This is a genomic window from Oceanobacillus alkalisoli, assembly GCF_021556485.1.
Lineage (GTDB): Bacteria > Bacillota > Bacilli > Bacillales > Amphibacillaceae > Oceanobacillus > Oceanobacillus alkalisoli.
In genome coordinates this window covers 1-17188 of sequence record NZ_JAKGBW010000009.1, presented here as the reverse complement: position 1 = coordinate 17188, position 17188 = coordinate 1, and the positions used below count along the sequence as shown (strand labels likewise).

At 43.8% G+C, this 17188-nt stretch carries 15 protein-coding genes, 1 pseudogene and 1 riboswitch; of the genes and pseudogenes, 10 read left to right on the top strand and 6 right to left on the bottom strand.

Annotated features, from left to right (window positions below; translation table 11 throughout):
* The first annotated feature begins 39 nt into the window (after positions 1-39).
* The 4 genes from LZD48_RS10215 to LZD48_RS10200 are packed head-to-tail and all read left to right on the top strand — an operon-like array spanning position 40 to position 3512.
* The gene (locus tag LZD48_RS10215; RefSeq protein ID WP_235762647.1) at positions 40-987 is read left to right on the top strand and encodes a metal ABC transporter solute-binding protein, Zn/Mn family; all 948 of its coding nucleotides are present in this window, start codon (positions 40-42) and stop codon (positions 985-987) included.
* A gap of 5 nt (positions 988-992) precedes the next feature.
* Positions 993-1730: a metal ABC transporter ATP-binding protein gene (locus tag LZD48_RS10210; RefSeq protein ID WP_235762646.1), complete on the top strand. Its 738-nt coding sequence runs from the start codon at positions 993-995 to the stop codon at positions 1728-1730.
* Between the two features lies 1 nt (position 1731).
* A complete protein-coding gene (locus LZD48_RS10205; RefSeq protein WP_235762645.1) occupies positions 1732-2643 on the top strand; it encodes a metal ABC transporter permease in 912 nt (303 codons plus the stop codon).
* A complete protein-coding gene (locus LZD48_RS10200) occupies positions 2640-3512 on the top strand; it encodes a metal ABC transporter permease (RefSeq protein ID WP_235762644.1) in 873 nt (290 codons plus the stop codon). The genes LZD48_RS10205 and LZD48_RS10200 overlap by 4 nt, the downstream gene beginning before the upstream one ends.
* A gap of 101 nt (positions 3513-3613) precedes the next feature.
* Here LZD48_RS10200 and LZD48_RS10195 read toward each other — a convergent pair whose 3' ends face one another.
* The 5 genes from LZD48_RS10195 to rarD all read right to left on the bottom strand — a co-directional run bounded on the left by LZD48_RS10195 (position 3614) and on the right by rarD (position 10231).
* Complete coding sequence (locus LZD48_RS10195; RefSeq protein ID WP_235762643.1) at positions 3614-5239, bottom strand: catalase; 1626 nt, start codon at positions 5237-5239, stop codon at positions 3614-3616.
* 167 nt (positions 5240-5406) lie between these two features.
* Entirely contained in the window at positions 5407-6045 is a 639-nt protein-coding gene (locus tag LZD48_RS10190; RefSeq protein WP_235762642.1) for a YpmS family protein, read from the bottom strand.
* A 3-nt stretch (positions 6046-6048) separates the two neighbouring features.
* Positions 6049-6933: an SGNH/GDSL hydrolase family protein gene (locus LZD48_RS10185; protein WP_235762641.1), complete on the bottom strand. Its 885-nt coding sequence runs from the start codon at positions 6931-6933 to the stop codon at positions 6049-6051.
* Between the two features lie 176 nt (positions 6934-7109).
* Positions 7110-8819, bottom strand: coding sequence for a PLP-dependent aspartate aminotransferase family protein (locus LZD48_RS10180; RefSeq protein ID WP_235762640.1), 1710 nt, complete (start codon positions 8817-8819; stop codon positions 7110-7112).
* A 113-nt stretch (positions 8820-8932) separates the two neighbouring features.
* Positions 8933-9051: riboswitch (SAM riboswitch) on the bottom strand.
* A gap of 274 nt (positions 9052-9325) precedes the next feature.
* On the bottom strand, positions 9326-10231 hold the full coding sequence (rarD, locus tag LZD48_RS10175) for an EamA family transporter RarD (protein ID WP_235762639.1): 906 nt from the start codon (positions 10229-10231) through the stop codon (positions 9326-9328).
* Positions 10232-10520: 289 nt separating this feature from the next.
* On the opposite strand from rarD, the gene megL reads away from it, so the two are divergent.
* The 5 genes and pseudogenes from megL to LZD48_RS10150 all read left to right on the top strand — a co-directional run bounded on the left by megL (position 10521) and on the right by LZD48_RS10150 (position 15039).
* A complete protein-coding gene (gene megL, locus LZD48_RS10170) occupies positions 10521-11708 on the top strand; it encodes a methionine gamma-lyase (RefSeq protein WP_235762638.1) in 1188 nt (395 codons plus the stop codon).
* Positions 11709-12002: 294 nt separating this feature from the next.
* Positions 12003-13439: a cardiolipin synthase gene (gene cls / locus LZD48_RS10165; RefSeq protein ID WP_235762637.1), complete on the top strand. Its 1437-nt coding sequence runs from the start codon at positions 12003-12005 to the stop codon at positions 13437-13439.
* A gap of 18 nt (positions 13440-13457) precedes the next feature.
* On the top strand, positions 13458-13976 hold the full coding sequence (locus tag LZD48_RS10160; protein ID WP_235762636.1) for an acyl-CoA thioesterase: 519 nt from the start codon (positions 13458-13460) through the stop codon (positions 13974-13976).
* A 205-nt stretch (positions 13977-14181) separates the two neighbouring features.
* Positions 14182-14841 (top strand): annotated as a pseudogene (locus tag LZD48_RS10155) (aromatic amino acid lyase); the annotation flags it as partial.
* The gene (locus LZD48_RS10150; protein WP_438822757.1) at positions 14824-15039 is read left to right on the top strand and encodes an arginase family protein; all 216 of its coding nucleotides are present in this window, start codon (positions 14824-14826) and stop codon (positions 15037-15039) included. The pseudogene LZD48_RS10155 and the gene LZD48_RS10150, both read left to right, overlap by 18 nt.
* Positions 15040-15238: 199 nt before the next feature.
* On the opposite strand, the gene LZD48_RS10145 is transcribed toward LZD48_RS10150, so the two are convergent.
* Positions 15239-15583 carry a winged helix-turn-helix transcriptional regulator gene (locus LZD48_RS10145; protein WP_255770988.1) on the bottom strand — a complete coding sequence of 115 codons (345 nt, stop codon included), beginning with the start codon at positions 15581-15583 and terminating at the stop codon, positions 15239-15241.
* Between the two features lie 210 nt (positions 15584-15793).
* Here LZD48_RS10145 and LZD48_RS10140 point away from each other — a divergent pair, with 210 nt between their 5' ends.
* Positions 15794-17038, top strand: a complete 1245-nt coding sequence (locus LZD48_RS10140) for an aminopeptidase (RefSeq protein ID WP_235762635.1) — start codon at positions 15794-15796, stop codon at positions 17036-17038.
* Positions 17039-17188: the final 150 nt, after the last annotated feature.

The following is a 17188-nucleotide window of genomic DNA, read 5'->3' as shown; positions in this document are numbered from 1 at the left end:
TAATGTTGCGTGAGGGAAACTTTGGGGGAGGAAGTAAAAATGAAGGTGTTCAGTAAAAAGTTGTGTGTAGTTACAGCATTAGTTTTTACGCTTTTACTAGCCGCTTGTAGCGGAGAAGAAAAGTCGGCAAATGATTCTGAAGCCTCTTCAGATGAGAAGATTCAAGTTTTAACAACGATTGCTCAAATTGGTGAGCCGCTTTCGGCAATCGGGGGTGATCGTGTAGATGTCGAGAGTTTGATGGGACCATCGGTAGATCCACATTTATACAATCCGACCCAGAGTGATATGACCAAGGTCGATGAAGCCGAAGTTATTTTTTATAATGGTTTGAACCTGGAAGCGAACATGGTAGATATGTTCCAGTCCATCCGTGATTCGAAACCGGCATTGGCGATTGGGAAAACACTTCCTGAAGAAAGCCTTTTAGATGATGAAGACGGGGCGCGTGACCCGCATATATGGTTTGATATTGATCTGTGGGAAGCGGCACTGGATGCGGCTGTAGAGGAGCTTAAGGCTTATTCACCGGATGATGCGGATTACTTTGAAGAGAATAAACAAAATTATTTTGCAGAACTGGATGAGTTGAGGGAAGAGGCGAAGAAGTTAGCTGAGATTCCGGAAGAAAACCGGGTTCTCGTAACTGCGCATGATGCTTTTGGCTATTTCGGAAATATGCATGATATTGAAGTTGTTGGTTTACAAGGTTTAAGTACAGAAGATGAGATTGGCATCTCTGATATTGATGAAACAATTGGAATTATTAAAGAACGTACGGTACCAGCGATTTTTGTAGAGAGCAGTATTAATTCCAATACGATTGAAGCAGTACTCGAAGGTGCACAAAGTGAAGGGGTTCCGGTTGAACTCGGCGGGGAGTTATTTTCCGATGCAATGGGAGCGCCCGATTCGGAAGAAGGCACATATATTGGTATGTACCGCTATAATGTGAATACGATTTATGAAGCACTAAGTGGAGAGTGAAGGAAATGAATGAAGTCGTGTTAAACGTGAACAATTTATTCGCTTCTTACCGGAAGACGAATGTGTTGCACAGTATCAACATTGATGTGCATGCGGGATCATTAACAGGGATTATTGGTCCAAATGGAGCGGGTAAATCCACTTTAATCAAAACAATATTGAATTTGCATCCACCGCTTACCGGTTCTGTGAAGTTTTTCAATGAACCTTTCCGGAAAGCGAAAAGGCGTATTGGATATGTCCCACAGCGCGGGGCGGTGGATTGGGATTTTCCGACCGATGCTTTAGATGTTGTGACAATGGGGCTATACGGTAAAATCGGCTGGTTGAAGCGGCCGACGAAGAAAGATAAAGCGAAGGCATACGAAGCATTGGATAAAATGGGGATGGCTGACTTTGCTGATAGGCAGATCAGCCAGCTCTCAGGAGGTCAGCAGCAACGTGTGTTTTTAGCAAGAGCCCTTGTACAGGATGCTGATTTATATTTCATGGATGAACCGCTTGCCGGTGTAGACGCGGCAACAGAACGGGCGATTATGACGATTCTCCAGGAATTAAAGGCAAAAGGGAAAACCGTGCTCGTCGTTCATCATGATTTACAAACCGTTGAGGATTATTTTGACCATGTCCTTTTGCTGAACCGTACAGTCATCAGTCATGGACGGACCGCAGAAGTTTTCACAAGGGATAAGATTGCGGAAACGTACGGCGGAAATATGCGCTGGATGGGAGCGAGCAGTTAAGATGCTGTCAACTTTATGGAATAGTAATCTTGGTTGGGTGCTTCTGAGTACGATGACTTTAGGGATTGCGGCTGGTGCAATCGGCTGTATCGCTTACTGGAAACGGCAGAACTTGATGAGCGATGCCCTTTCCCATGCGGCACTCCCGGGTGTAGTGATTGCATTTTTCATTTTGGGAGAGAAAAATCTCCTCGTTATCATTATAGGTGCTGCGATCAGTTCCTTGATTGGGGCGCTATTTATCCAATGGATCACCACCTCCAGTAGGATTTCAGAAGACTCGGCAATGGGCATGATTTTAGCTGTGTTTTATGGCTTCGGTATTATGCTTTTGACTATTGCGAACCGGTCAGCTGGAGGAAATCAGAGTGGACTGGATAGCTTTATCTTCGGTCAGGCGGCAGCAATGGTGCGTTCGGATGTCATAACGATGCTTATTCTTGCGCTCATCGTATTGTTTATTGTGTTCATTGGATTTAAAGAGTGGAAAATATTTCTGTTTGATCAGCAATTTGCGGGGGGAATCGGCCTATCCGTTAAAGGGATGAATACGTTATATACAATCGTACTTGTGCTGACGATTGTGATTGGAATCCAGGCTGTTGGAGTGATTTTAATGGCGGCATTGCTTATCATTCCTGCGGTGAGTGCCCGTTACTGGACGCAATCCTTTCGAACGATGATTCTTTTATCAGCAGTAATTGGCGGTTTGTCAGGAGCAATTGGCACGTTGATTAGTTCCTATGGGCGTGGATTACCGACCGGGCCGTTCATCGTTGTGATCGGTGCAGGATTTTTTGTATTATCGTTAGTTTTTGGAAAGGAAAAGGGAATACTGATCCATTATGTACAGTATAAACTTCAGCGGAAAAATCAGCTGCAAGGTTGGAAACAGGAGGTGGGAGGACGATGAGTTATACAGCATGGATTCTGTTGACAGCTTCATTAGTAGGCTTATCTTGCGGTATTATCGGCGTCTTCCTCATCTTGCGGAAAACGGCGATGATGGCAGACGCGATCAGCCACACTGTTTTACTTGGAATCGTACTAGCGTTTATTGTAACAAGGGAAGTAAGCGGGACGGCGATGTTAATTGGTGGAATACTTGCAGGGTTACTGACAGCTTTTCTTGTGCAGGCCCTGCATACCCTCGATGTGCAGCATGATGCCTCGATGGGGATTGTGTTTACGACATTGTTTGCAATTGGTGTGATTTTAATTGCTACATCAATCGGGAATGCCCACTTGGACGTTCAGCATGCATTAATGGGGGAAATTACCTTCATTCCATTCCATACGATTACATTGCCGATTATCGGGGAAATTCCCCAAGCGACTGCGATGTTGTTATTTGTATTTCTCGTTGTTTTAATTTCGATTGTGGCATTTTATAAAGAGTGGAAGATTACCACTTTTGATCCAGCATTGGCAGCAAGTTTGGGAATTCCGGTGCTGTTGATGCATTATGTATTTATGGGGTTAGTTTCCGTGACAACGGTCGCTTCTTTTGACGCGGTGGGGGCGATCATGGTCGTTGCGATGCTCATCACTCCAGCAGCATCTGCCTATTTATGGACCGATAAATTGTCGCTTATGATTGTACTAAGCGGCGGTTTCGGAGTTGTGTCCGCTCTTGTCGGTTACTGGATTGCTGCATGGATTGACACATCGATTTCAGGCTCCATGGCCTTTGCTACCGGACTGGTCTTTCTATTAAGCTTCATCTTCTCAGCAGCCCATGGCCTCATCGCCAAACGAATGAAACCAGAAATCGGGACATAGGGGGTCAGAGCATTTGTCCCACTGTGCGTCGGGACAAATGCTCTGACCCCGTGTCCCGCCTACCACAACTGGGACAGCTGCACTGACCCCAATGTCCCGCTTTAATATGGTTCGGCGTCGTGTCCTTTTCGGGTTGCTTCTTTAACAGCTTTGTCTGCGTTTTTTGCGCCGAGGGGATGCATTTCTTCCGCAGCTTCCGCCATAGTGGAAGCTTTTTGTTTATTTGCTTGTTCCAGACCTTCGCGTAATCTTCTGCCATATTCTTCATCCGCTGCCTCCGCAAGAGCAATCATTTTATCCTGGATGACTTGCGCACAAGTTGCAAGGTCGTTCACGAGGTTATGGATGAGCTCATCTTTTTCCCATTGTTCGAATTTACGATAGGTTTCTCCAGCTTGTTTCGTATTATCATCCCGGTCGATCGATTTGCGGACAATATTACCTTCTACATAAGGAGTGTACTCTTTCCCGGTCTGTTCAGCTTCTTCAAGACCGCCTAAGCTGGAAGGTTCATAGTTCACATGTAAGTTTTGTTTGGATCCTTTATCATTATCAAAACGCATTTGGCCGCCTTCCTGATTCGTTGCGACACGTCTTTTTGCGGCATTAATTGGCAATTGTAAGTAGTTGGCGCCAACGCGGTAACGCTGAGTGTCAGAGTAGGAGAAGGTACGTCCCTGCAGCATCTTGTCATCGGAAAAGTCTAACCCATCGACAAGTACCCCTGTTCCAAAAGCGGCTTGTTCTACTTCTGTAAAATAATTCTCCGGGTTGCGATTTAAGACCATTTTTCCAACTGGAAGCCACGGGAATTGGTCATCCGGCCATAATTTTGTATCGTCAAGCGGATCGAAATCCAGTTCTGGGTGTGGGCCGTCTTCCATAATTTGGACGAACAGCTCCCATTCAGGATATTCTCCTCGTTCAATCGCTTCATATAAATCCTGTGTTGCATGGTTAAAGTTTTTTCCTTGGACTTCTTGCGCTTCTTTCGTAGTAAGGTTCTTGATTCCTTGTTTCGGTTCCCAGTGATATTTAACGAGAACCGCTTTACCTTCCGCGTTTACCCATTTATACGTGTTCACGCCGGACCCTTGCATCATACGGTAATTGGCAGGAATGCCCCAAGGTGAATAAATAAATGTCACCATATGGAAAGATTCCGGTGAGTTCGCGCAGAAATCAAAGAAACGCTCACTGTCCTGAACGTTTGTCACAGGATCTGGTCGGAAAGCGTGGATCATATCAGGGAACTTCATCGCATCACGAATGAAGAATATTTTTATATGATTTCCGACTAAGTCCCAATTTCCATCTTCTGTGTAAAATTTTACGGCAAAGCCTCTTGGGTCACGTACGGTTTCAGGGGAATGATTCCCGTGTACAACGGTTGAGAAACGGACAAAGACAGGGGTTTGCTTCCCTTTCTCTTGAAAAACTTTCGCCCGGGTATACTTAGCAACAGGTTCATCTCCGACGGTACCGTATGTTTCAAAATAACCATGAGCTCCGGCACCTCGGGCATGTACAATCCGCTCCGGAACTTTTTCGCGGTCGAAGTGGCTGATTTTCTCAATAAAGTCATAGTTTTCAAGCATCGCCGGTCCGCGGTTTCCAACGGTTCGGATATTCTGGTTATTCGTAACCGGATGACCTTGCCGCGTCGTTAGCGTGTTCTCGTCTTCCTTATGTGTCTCGTAATTGTCTTTGGGTGGTTCTTTACTCATTGTTCATCCCTCATTTCGTAAAGTTAACAATGATTAGCCTGCCCTAGTAAGAAAAATTCATGCAAAAAGGAACGAGAGGCTCAGAGCAGTTGTCCCACTGGGACAGTTGCTCTGACCCTCACGTCCCGCTCCCAAATGGGACAAGTGCTCTGACCCCAATGTCCCGCTCAAGGGAACATTTTCCAGCTTTCGATGCCAAATGTTTCGTAGGGGACGCTGATGCGGAAGGCGAGATTGTTTTCCTTCAAGTCAAGACTTTCGACGGCAAGTTCGAAGTTACTGCGGATATCCATGTCTGTAATTGCAATATAAATTTCTTCTTCATTTGGATCGACAATGACCCAATCTGGCATTGGTAAATATCTGTCCAAGTATTGCATAATTCTTCGGTTCGGTAGTTCCAATAGTCCAAGTGAAATCGATTCCTGTCGCAAAATAATATCCCCGTTTTCCACGACTTCCGGTTCAAAGCGCATGGAAATAGGAACAGTGGTTGAGAAAACCGGAAGTTCACCGATTAAATGCACATCCTCCTCTAACTCAATGCGGTACTTATGACGCGTATTTTCAGTTAAATGTTCAATATATGCGTTAATCAAGCTATTTAAATTTTCCTTGGATGTCCGGACGACGAATTCGGAGCTTTCCTGTTTCACTTTTTCTGTTTCGCTAGGCAGTTCCACATCTTCCGCCGGCCAAAAAATCAAGCTGATAAGCAGCAGGAAGCCGGCAATATTTAACGCTAGAATCAGGAAAAAACCTTTTTTCCAATTTAGTTTTGGTTTATGCTTATCGGTTCTTGCCATGAGTCAACCTTCTTCTCTAGAAATATAGTCTAACACGCGCTCTGCCATCAAATAATAACCAGCATAATTTGGGTGAAAATTATCATCGGCAAATATAGGATCCTCATTCCCGGCAAATAAATCGATGATCGGGATGAACGTAATATTATCCATTTCGTTCGCCAAGCTGCTTCCTGTCTCATTCCAGGTATTTACAATCTGATTTAATTCCTCGATATCTTGGAAATACCTTTCAAAGGGATTGTAAATTCCGAGCAGATAAATATCGGCATTCGAATTAATGTCAGAGAGCGTTTCAAGAATTTCCTCAAGCCGTTCTTCGTAATCGCTATGTTCTTGAATGAAGTCTTTTATTTCCAGGTTTGTAATATTTTCCTTCGCCACTTCCATAATGTCATTCGCACCAATTGTGACAAGAACAATATTCGCTTCTTCCAGCGCTTCAATGATTTCAGGTTGCCCTAAACGGATTAAAAGCTGATCCGTCCGGTTACCAGGTATACCAAAGTTTTCAAATGTCGCAATTTCTTCTTCCTGGTTTAATGAGCGTTCTAAAATTCCTACATAACCGCCGCTATTTGTCGTATCACCGACTCCGCGGGTGAGTGAATCCCCAATCGCGACTATTTTTACTTCACGCTGAAAAATCCTTCCGAACGTATCTTTAACGACGTGGGATAGCCGTTCGGAAAAGCTGTTTTCTTCCTCTGCCGTTTCCTCTACCTCATCCTGGTCATCTTGAATTGGTTCAGTTTCTTCCATTAATTCTTCTTCGTTCTCCTCAGGGATTAAAGGCTGGTTTAATGCCGGGGGCTGACTATCTATATAATAAAGTATTCCTATTGTTAAAAGAATGATTGCAAAAAGGATAAATAATATTTTTTTCATCGTATCACACCTATAATCTGTCTACTACCAGTATAAAACGTGGATTTAATTTGTCTACTATTCTCTACTTACCCTATTATACTACTCCTAAAAAACTTAAGTTAAACAAGAGGAAGGGAGGAGACAAAAAAGAAACGAACGCACCTGGCATTCGTTTCTTTTTGAAAGCTCCATTTCTATATTTCAATTGTCTCTTTTGCTGCTTTACTGCCGCGAATACGGTCCAATTCACTCGCAATGGACTTGCTTTCAACCACCTGAATGCCTGCAGCTTGCGCATGTTCAGCTGTAGCGTCATCAGCGTTAGTTTCAAGCCAAAGAATCTTGCTTTCTTTATTGATAAGCTGCTCGATGATTTCTTTTGGAAGCTCCTCTGCGTTTACGACAAGTGCATCAAGGGATCCGGAAACATCGCTCAATTGTTCCGCATTTTCAACAGCTATTACTTCAAAACCGTAGTTCCTTAGTTTTTTCTCTGTCGCATCTTCAACGCCAGCAACCGCAATTGCTTTCTTGCGTAACCCTTCTGAACGATCAAAAGGCGAATGGAGCAGCCAGTTTACTGCATCTTCTGCTGTCGGTGTGATTTGCGGTGCCTCGCCAGTTGCTTTTGCAATTGCTTGGTCAAGGTCTTTTAAAATATCTTTCGTTGATTCAAGACCAATTGACAAGCGGACGAGTTCTTCCGGTGTACCGCTCTTTTTCAAATCTTCCGCATTTAGCTGCTGGTGTGTCGTTGAAGCAGGGTGGATGATCAAGGATTTCGAATCTCCAACGTTTGCCACATGGGACCAAAGCGTAATGCTATCGATGAGTTTACGTCCCGCTTCCCGACCACCTTTAATACCGAATGTAATGATGGAACCTGCACCGCGTTTTAAATATTTCTTCCCTAATTCATAGGAAGGGTGCTCTTCAAGACCTGGATAGTTGACCCATTCTACTGCCGGATGGTTTTTCAAATAAGCGACGACATCTTTCGTATTCTCCAAGTGACGGTCGATTCGCACTTGTAAAGACTCAAGCCCTTGGATGAACGTGAAAGCACTCTTTGGACTTAATGAAGCACCAATGTCACGTAATAGTTGGACACGTAACTTTGTTGCAAATGCAGCTGGTCCAACGTCAACGTATTTTAAGCCTTTATAGCTCTCGTCCGGTGTTGTGAACTCAGGGAAACGCGGGTTATCCCAGTTGAAGCGTCCACCGTCTACAACGACTCCACCAATAGTTGTACCGTGACCGCCAATCCATTTCGTTGCGGAGTGGATGACGATATCGGCACCCCAGCTAATTGGTTTTGTAATGAATGGGGTTGCGAACGTGTTGTCGATGATGAGCGGGAGTCCATTTTCATGTGCGATTTCGGCAACTGCTTCAATATCGAATACGTTTAAGCTCGGGTTCGTGATCGTTTCACCGAAGATTGCTTTCGTGTTGTCGGTAATTGCTGCACGGAAATTCTCTGGGTTTGTCCCGTCGACTAGTTTGAAGTTGATTCCGTATTTTGGCAATGTATTCAGGAAAAGGTTATACGTTCCACCGTAAAGGTTGCTATCTGCAATAATTTCGTCACCTGTTCCAGCGATATTTAAAATAGCGAGTGTAATGGCAGCCATTCCAGAAGATGTTGCTACTGCTCCAACACCATCTTCAAGATCTGAGATTCGTTGTTCAAAAGCTGCCACCGTCGGGTTCGTGATCCGTGTGTAGACGTTTCCTGGAGTTGTAAGTCCAAAAACACCCTGCGCATGCTCTGTACTTGGGAAAACGTAGGAAGTTGTTTCGTAAATAGGTACTGCTCTTGCTCCGGAAGCTGAATCTGGCTCCTCTTGACCTGCGTGAAGGGCTTGTGTTTCTAAATCGAAAATATTGAATTCTGACATTGTATTTCCTCCTTGGTTTTTTAAAATATGTAGTTCGTTTGTTCTGGAGAGAGGGATAATAAAAACGCCCTCTTCCTTAAGAAGAGGGCGTATAGTTTACTATACATGTCCTCTTCTTATCTTCCAGATCAGGTTAGATCTGTAGGAATTAGCACCATTAAAAGTAAAAGTTGCTTACTTCAAGGTTGCCGGGCTTCATCGGGCCTAATCCCTCCGCCGCTCTTGATAAGAAGATTTCTAACTTAAAATTTTCAGGAAAAGCGCTAACTGCGCTACTTGAAAATCTTTTATAAATTTACTGATGATTATAACGCCTTCCTCAACCGAATGTCAACCCCTTTAGTTGGTTTTCTTAAAAAAGATTTTAGCGTGGGGACAGATGGAGACAAGGGGGTCAGAGATCTTGTCCCAGGCGTCGCGGGACATTGGGGTCAGAGAAACTGTCCCGCTGGTGACTGGGACAAATGCTCTGACCCCAAGACCCTAAGCAAAGTTTTTCCTCAGTTTTATGTTTTTGCACGTTTTTTTGCTGGGTGATGATAAACCGAACTTAAATAAAGAATGAGTGCAAACCAGATAAATAAGAAGGCGATAAAATTTTCCATTGAAAAAGGTTCATGATAGACGAACACACCGAGGAAAAGCATCATTGTCGGTGTGATAAATTGTAAGATCCCTACCATGGATAATGGAATTGCCCTGGCACCACTTGCAAATAATAAAAGAGGAATCGCAGTGGCAATTCCTGCTCCGACAAGTAACAGATTTGTCCCTGAAATAGCTGGTGAGAGTGTGAAAGCTTGAGCCGGAAGCAGGAAAAGATAGCCTGCTGCAATCGGGGTGACAAGCATTGTTTCAACCGTAAGCCCGTGAGTTGCACTAATGTTGATTTTCTTTTTTAACAGACCGTAAATTGCAAAGCTTGTAGCAAGGGCAAGAGAGACCCAAGGGAATACGCCGCTAGAAATTGTCAGATAGAGAACACTTACGATACAGAGCAAAAAAGCGAACCCTTGCCGCATCGTAACTTGTTCCCTTAAGACGACAATACCTAAGAAAATGCTCATTAATGGATTAATATAATAGCCGAGACTTGCTTGGAGGACGTATCCATTCGCGACTGCCCAAATAAATAAAAACCAATTGGTCGAGATGAGGACGGAAGCAGCTGCAATAGCTAATAAGTTCTTGGGATTTCGTAATAAACTCTGGCACGTAGCGAGGAATGACCAAAATTGCTTGAGTGTGAGCAGTAAAGCGATCATGAAAATGAACGACCAGACAATCCGATGGGCGAGCGTTTCCATCGGATTCACATGGTCAAGAAGTTTCCAGTACATGGTCAAGAAACCCCAGAGCAAATACGCGCTAAGCGTATATAGCGTACCTAACTTCATCTCCTTTGACTCCATCGCCACAACCTCCTTCCGATTCCTCTGTTAAGTATAAAAACAATATTAAGACTAATTACGCAAAAACTCAAGAATCGGGACACGGGGTCAGAGGTTTTGTCCCGGCTATCGTGGCGGGACATTGGGGTCAGTGTAGCCGTCCCACTGGGACAAATGCTCTGACCCCAAGTCCCACTTCCAACTATAGAAACCGATTTCATTAAAGGCGTTTTTCTTGTATGCTAGTAATAGAAGTAATGCTTCATGAATTGTCATATTTTCGAGTAGGAGAATAAAGGGGAGGAAGCACATGGCAAACAAATATCAGAGATTTGAAACGGCAGTGATTCACGAGGGATATGATGAGTTGGAAATGCTCGGAAGTCTTTCCGTTCCACTCTTTCAAACATCCACCTATGTCTTTAATTCGGCGGAACAAGGCGAAAGACGCTTTAGCGGGGAAGAGGAAGGATTCGTTTATTCTCGTTTAGGAAATCCGACTGTTCGTGTTCTCGAGGAGCGGATTGCCCGGCTTGAAAATGGGGAGAAAGGTCTTGCGTTTGCTTCGGGTATGGCGGCTGTTTCAGCTGTTTTATTGTCTTTGACGAAAGCGAATGATCATGTTCTGTGCTCTGCAGGTCTCTATGGTTGTACGTATGGCTTGTTGATGATGCTGAAAGAAAAATACAATATTACTTCAGATTTCTCCTTGCTCGATTCAGAAGACGAAATCCACGCTAAAATAAAACCGGAAACGACATTGATTTATGTTGAAACCCCGATTAACCCGACAATGAAGCTCATTGATTTAGAACTTGTTAGCAAGGTTGCGAAACAATATGGTATACCAGTCGTCGTTGATAATACATTCTCTACCCCCTATTTACAGCGGCCGATAGATTTAGGATGCGATATCGTGCTCCATAGTGCTACGAAATATATCGGGGGTCACGGAGACGTGATTGCCGGTCTTGTCGCAGGGAAGGCCGATTTTATTGATGAACTTGCTATGTCTGCACGCAAGGATATAGGCGGGATTATGTCTCCATTTGATGCATGGTTGCTGCTCCGAGGTCTCAAAACATTGCCAATCCGCATGGACCGTCACTGTAAGAATGCAACCCATATTTTTAAAAAGTTAAACGGACATCCAAAGATTGGTTCGATTTACTTCCCAGGGAATACCGATGCTGAAGACGGAAAAATTGCAGCAAAGCAAATGCATAAAGGTGGCGGGGTGATTTCTTTTGAAATAAAGGGAAGTAAACGAGATGCCCAGCGCTTTATGAATCGGCTCAAATTTATTAAAATCGCAGTGAGCCTTGGCGATGCGGAAACTTTGATTGAGCATCCGGCAACGATGACACATGCGGTTGTGCCGGAAGAATCGCGCTTGGAAATGGGGATTACCGATCAGTTGATCCGGCTTTCAGTTGGTCTGGAAGCATGGGAAGACATTTGGGATGACTTGGAACAAGCGTTAGCTGCGAGCACTTAAGTTATCCGCAGCATTTATTATAGTACGCTATGCAATAAAAAAACATCATATTCCAACCTGGATTAAGATGTTTTTTTGTGTTCATATTGTCTTCTAGGGGTATAGTAATTGGGACAAATACTCTGCCCCTCTTGTCCCAACTAAAACCGGGACAAATGCACTGACCCCCTGTCCCACCAGCACAGACCGGGACAAACACTCTGACCCCGTGTCCCGCTCGAAGTGGTGGGGGAGTTGTGCTATATTAGAGGTAGTTATGTTGGTTTGATTTGATTGATGAAGAGGGCTGGTTAGATGAGCTTAGTTGCAATTTTGTTAAATATTACGATATTAATTAATATCATTCTCGGGTTGTCGATTATCTTTCTGGAGCGGAAGAACGCTTCATCCACCTGGGCTTGGCTCATGGTTCTTTTATTTATCCCTGTTGCAGGATTTATTCTCTATTTAATATTTGGAAAACCAATCAGTAATGGGCGGATTTTCGTCTGGGATACGAAAAGCAAGCTCGGTCTAAAGGCTGCCGTCCAGTCTCAGCTTCGTGACATTGAGAATGATGAGCTTGAGTATAGTGACCAGGACATGAAGAAATATGCAAGCTTGACTTATTTAAATTTACGAACAGACTCATCCCTCTTCTCCCAGAATAATGCAGTTGATATCCTCCTTGACGGAAAGGAGAAGTTTGACCGTTTGATGCAGGACATGCGGCGGGCGAAAGAGCATATCCACTTGATTTATTATATTGTCCGGAACGATGAGCTCGGCACGCAACTAGCCGATGTTATGATCAAGAAGGCAAATGAAGGGGTCACCGTCCGTTTCCTTTATGATGCGATGGGTGCACGTCGGTTAAGTAAAAGCTATATTAAACGGCTCCGTGAAGCTGGCGTCCATGTCGAAGCGTTTTTCCCGGCGAAGGTCATCAACTTTAAAATCAATTACCGGAATCACCGGAAACTCGCAATCATTGACGGGAAAATCGGCTACATCGGCGGTTTCAATATAGGTGATGAGTACCTTGGTAAAGATAAAAAATTCGGTTATTGGCGTGATACCCATCTCCGTGTGAAAGGTTCTGCTGTAGAAGGGATGCAGACACGGTTTATCCTTGACTGGAACCAAGCAGCGAAAGATAATATTCATTACGAAGACCATTATTATCAATCGGAAAAAGCAGGAGATGCCGGTATGCAAATCGTCTCTAGCGGACCCGACCAGAATCTAGAACAGATTAAGAATGCATATATAAAGATGATCCTCGAGGCGAAGGAGTATATCTATATTCAAACACCTTATTTCATTCCAGATGAAAGCTTGCGGGATGCGTTAAGAATCGCCGCCTTATCGGGCGTGGATGTAAAGGTCATGATTCCGAATAAACCGGATCATCCATTTGTTTACTGGGCAACATTATCCTACAGCGGAGATTTGCTCGAAGCAGGCGGAGAAATTTACATTTACCAGAACGGTTTCATGCACGCGAAGACATTAATTGTCGACGGAAAAATATCCACGGTCGGAACAGCGAATATTGATGTACGCAGTTTTCGCCTGAATTTTGAAGTGAATGCCTTAATTTATGATAAAGAAATTACTGAGGGGCTTGTTGAAGCATTCCATGACGATATTCGCCGCTCCACGCAAATGACGAAGAAATTGTACGAAAAACGTTCCATCGGAATTAAATTGAAAGAATCAATTTCGCGGCTTTTATCACCAGTTCTGTAAAAGCTTAAGGAGGACACCATGAAAGCAAAACCATGTGCCAATTCATTGGCGATTAAAACGACCCATGTTCACCCACCGGATACGAACGTCCATAACACATTATTCGGTGGAAAGCTTTTAGCACATATTGATGACCTTGCAGCAATTTCAGCTGTAAAACATTGCCGAAATCCTGTTGTGACAGCTTCAATTGACTCGGTTGACTTCTTAACTCCGGTTCGTGCAGGAGATGCGATCTTAATCGAATCATTTGTGACGTGGACACGGAATACATCGATGGAAGTCTTTGTCCGGGTCATTACGGAAAACCTTGTTACAGAAGAGAAGGAAGTATGTAACACTGCATTTCTCACCTTTGTAGCGATCGACGAATACGGCAGACCGACCCCTGTTCCGCCCGTTTACCCGGAAACCGATTATGAAAAGACGCTGCACGAGTCCGCACCAGAACGTGCTGAACAACGCGGGGAACGCCGAAGTAAATCGAAAACCTTCGCTCAAAAAATCGGTTCCGAATATATTTGGGACAGAAACTGAAAAAAGAGTGTGCCTAAGCACCTCTTGCATTTCTGCCTGAAAGCGATTACGGTTAAGTGTAACAACGACTTCATAGCCAAAAAACGAGGTGTTCTTATGTTTAAAAAACAAATTTCATACGCAATAATTCCAGGAGGCATCGGTTTTCAACCATTGCCTCCTTTTCTCATGCTTCTTTACTAAAGTAATGCCGTGGAGGTGTGAAAGGATGCGTCACATTCTTACCGGAAGCAAGCTTGTTACAAGACAAGGGGAACGACGGGTGCAGAATGCTTATTCTTTACGTTGCATCCCGCAAGTGCTCGGGGCATGCTCGCAGGCGTTACACTATGCAACAGAAAAGCTTGAAATCGAAATGAACGCCGTAACAGACAATCCGCTCATTTTTTCTGATACGAACGAAATAATTTCAAGGGGCAATTTCCACGGGGAGCCGATCGCTTTTGCAATGGATTTTTTAAAGCTCGGGATTGCCGAACTTGCTAGCATTTCCGAACGCCGGAATGAGCGCCTTGTTAACCCGCAGCTAAATGATTTGCCAGCATTTTTAAGCCCGAATCCTGGCCTGGAATCCGGAGCAATGATTTTACAGTATACAGCAGCACCCCTCGTCTCGGAAAATAAAACATTAGCACATCCGGCAAGCGTCGATTCCATACCTTCATCCGCCAATCAGGAAGATCATGTCAGCATGGGAACAATCGCTGCCAGGCATGCACATCAAATGCTTCAGAACACACGCCAAGTCATTACTATTGAACTCATCTGTGCCCTTGAAGCATGTACGTACCGCGGTCCAGAGAAATTAGCTGAAACGACACTAGCTTTCTATGAAAAGGCACGGGAAATTATCCCTGAGATCACCCCAGGTTTCCCGGCAAATGGACCAGGAGGAATGCATACCGATACGCTTATTGAAGCAATTGAAATCGCTGCAAAACATCCATTTGTAAAAGTGATGGACGTCGTGGAAATTGAGCCTACCCAGGATATCCGCGATATGACGAGTAAAACAGCTGCTTATCTCTTGTTAAGTTTAATGAATTTCATAGTACGTATTTAATGCTTCACCATCATCATATGTAGTTGAGTTAGTTCGTTCCCAACTACATATGGTGATGGAAAAGCCGACTTTGGTAATGATGAAATTCATTCAAGTTATATGAAGCATAAACAATAAATATAGGGCTTGGAGAACTACTGCATTCTCCAAGCCCTATGAATGTGCCCGGGACTGAAAAGCCAAGTGCACATCTGGTTATTTACTTCACCTTATCTGATTTTTCCGCTTCAACTTCTTCTTTCGTAATATGCCCTTCAGCCCAATTTTGAATTTCGCGGATGACTGGCTCTAAAGCCCAGCCCTTGTCAGAAAGCGAATATTCAATCCGGACAGGGAACTCAGAATATATTTTACGCTCAACAATACCTTCTTTTTCGAGCATCTTCAAGCGATCGGAGAGCAATCTGCCACTAATAGGTAAATCAGCTTCCATCTCTGAAAATCGTTTTGTCCCTTTCAGCAAGTCAAATAAGATTAAGCCTACCCAGCGGGTACTTAATAACCCCATCGCCTTTTCAAAACGTGGACATAAGATTTCCTCCATGTTGATCACCTCACTAATCCAATGTCAAGCCTTAAGAAAAGGAGTTACAGTAATTACAAAAAGTAACTTAATATTAGTTTACCATAAAATAGCTCTATTCGCAATAAGAGATAGGGTAAGACAAAGGGTTCGCACACAAAAAAGTTGGTCAATTCCATAATATATGAAATAATAGGAGTTATATCATTTGAACTAATGGGAGGCTATAACATGGCAAGTATTGAATCGCAAGAAAAATATGCAGAACTCGCTTTAAAAACCGGCGTCAATTTACAAAAAGGTCAGGCACTCATGATCAATGCACCGCTTGAAGGCGCTGATTTTACAAAAATTGTAGCAAGAAAAGCTTACGAAATCGGAGCAAAAGATGTTCATATCAATTGGGTGGATGATGAGTTAACCCTCTTGAAGTACCAGCATGCACCGGATGAGGTCATTGCTTCATTCCCGGAATGGCGTGTTAAATTGCATGATGAATTTGCTGAAGACGGGGCGGCCGTACTTCATATCCGTTCGACAAACCCGGATTTATTAAAAGACATTGACCCATCTCGAGTTGCAGCAGCAAATAAAGCAGCGGCTGAAGCAATGGTGAATTTCCGAAAATATACGATGAATGACAAGATTCCTTGGTCGATCATTTCCATTCCATCCAAAGACTGGGCGCAAAAAATTTTCCCTGATAAATCCCCGGAAGATGCGGTAGAAAGCTTATGGAAAGCTATCTTGAAAATCGTCCGTGTTGACCAAGCCGACCCGCTAGCAGCGTGGGATGAGCATAACGCAACATTGCAGAAAGCCCGTGAAGTTTTAAATAACAAGAATTATAAAAAGTTAATCTTAAAAGCTCCAGGTACAGAATTAGATCTGGAATTACCAGAAGGGCATATTTGGAAAGGCGGCTCAGCAGTTGCGGAAACTGGTGTTACGTTCAACCCGAACATTCCTACTGAAGAAGTATTTTCCTTGCCGCATAAATATGGGGTAAACGGCACGGTCTCCAGTACGAAACCATTAAACTATGGCGGCAGCTTGATCGACAACTTCCAGCTTACATTCAAAGACGGAAAAGTAGTCGATTTCAGAGCCGAAGAGGGAGAAGAGGTGCTCAAGCACTTACTCGATTCCGATGAAGGAGCCCGTCGTCTCGGTGAAATCGCACTCGTTCCGGATGAATCCCCAGTATCTCAATCGGGACTCATTTTCTATAACACGCTATTTGATGAAAACGCATCCTGCCACATTGCATTAGGTAAAGCGTATCCGACCAACGTAAAAGGCGGTTCGGCAATGAGCGATGAAGAACTTGATCAACATGGGGTGAACGACAGCCTTATTCACGTAGACTTCATGATCGGTTCCGATAAGCTCGATATCGATGGCGTCAAACAAGATGGCACAACCGAAGCCGTTTTCCGGAGTGGTACATGGGCATTAAATGTAAAAGGTGAATAATAAAAGTGGGACAAGAGGGTAGCCCGAGGCCACTGAAAAAGTCTCCTTAGAACAGCTAACAAAAATGATTTGTTAGCTGTTCTATTTTATAATCAAAGTAATAACGATGAAAGTAGCGGGTGATTACATGTTACAAAAGCAAGAGAGTCT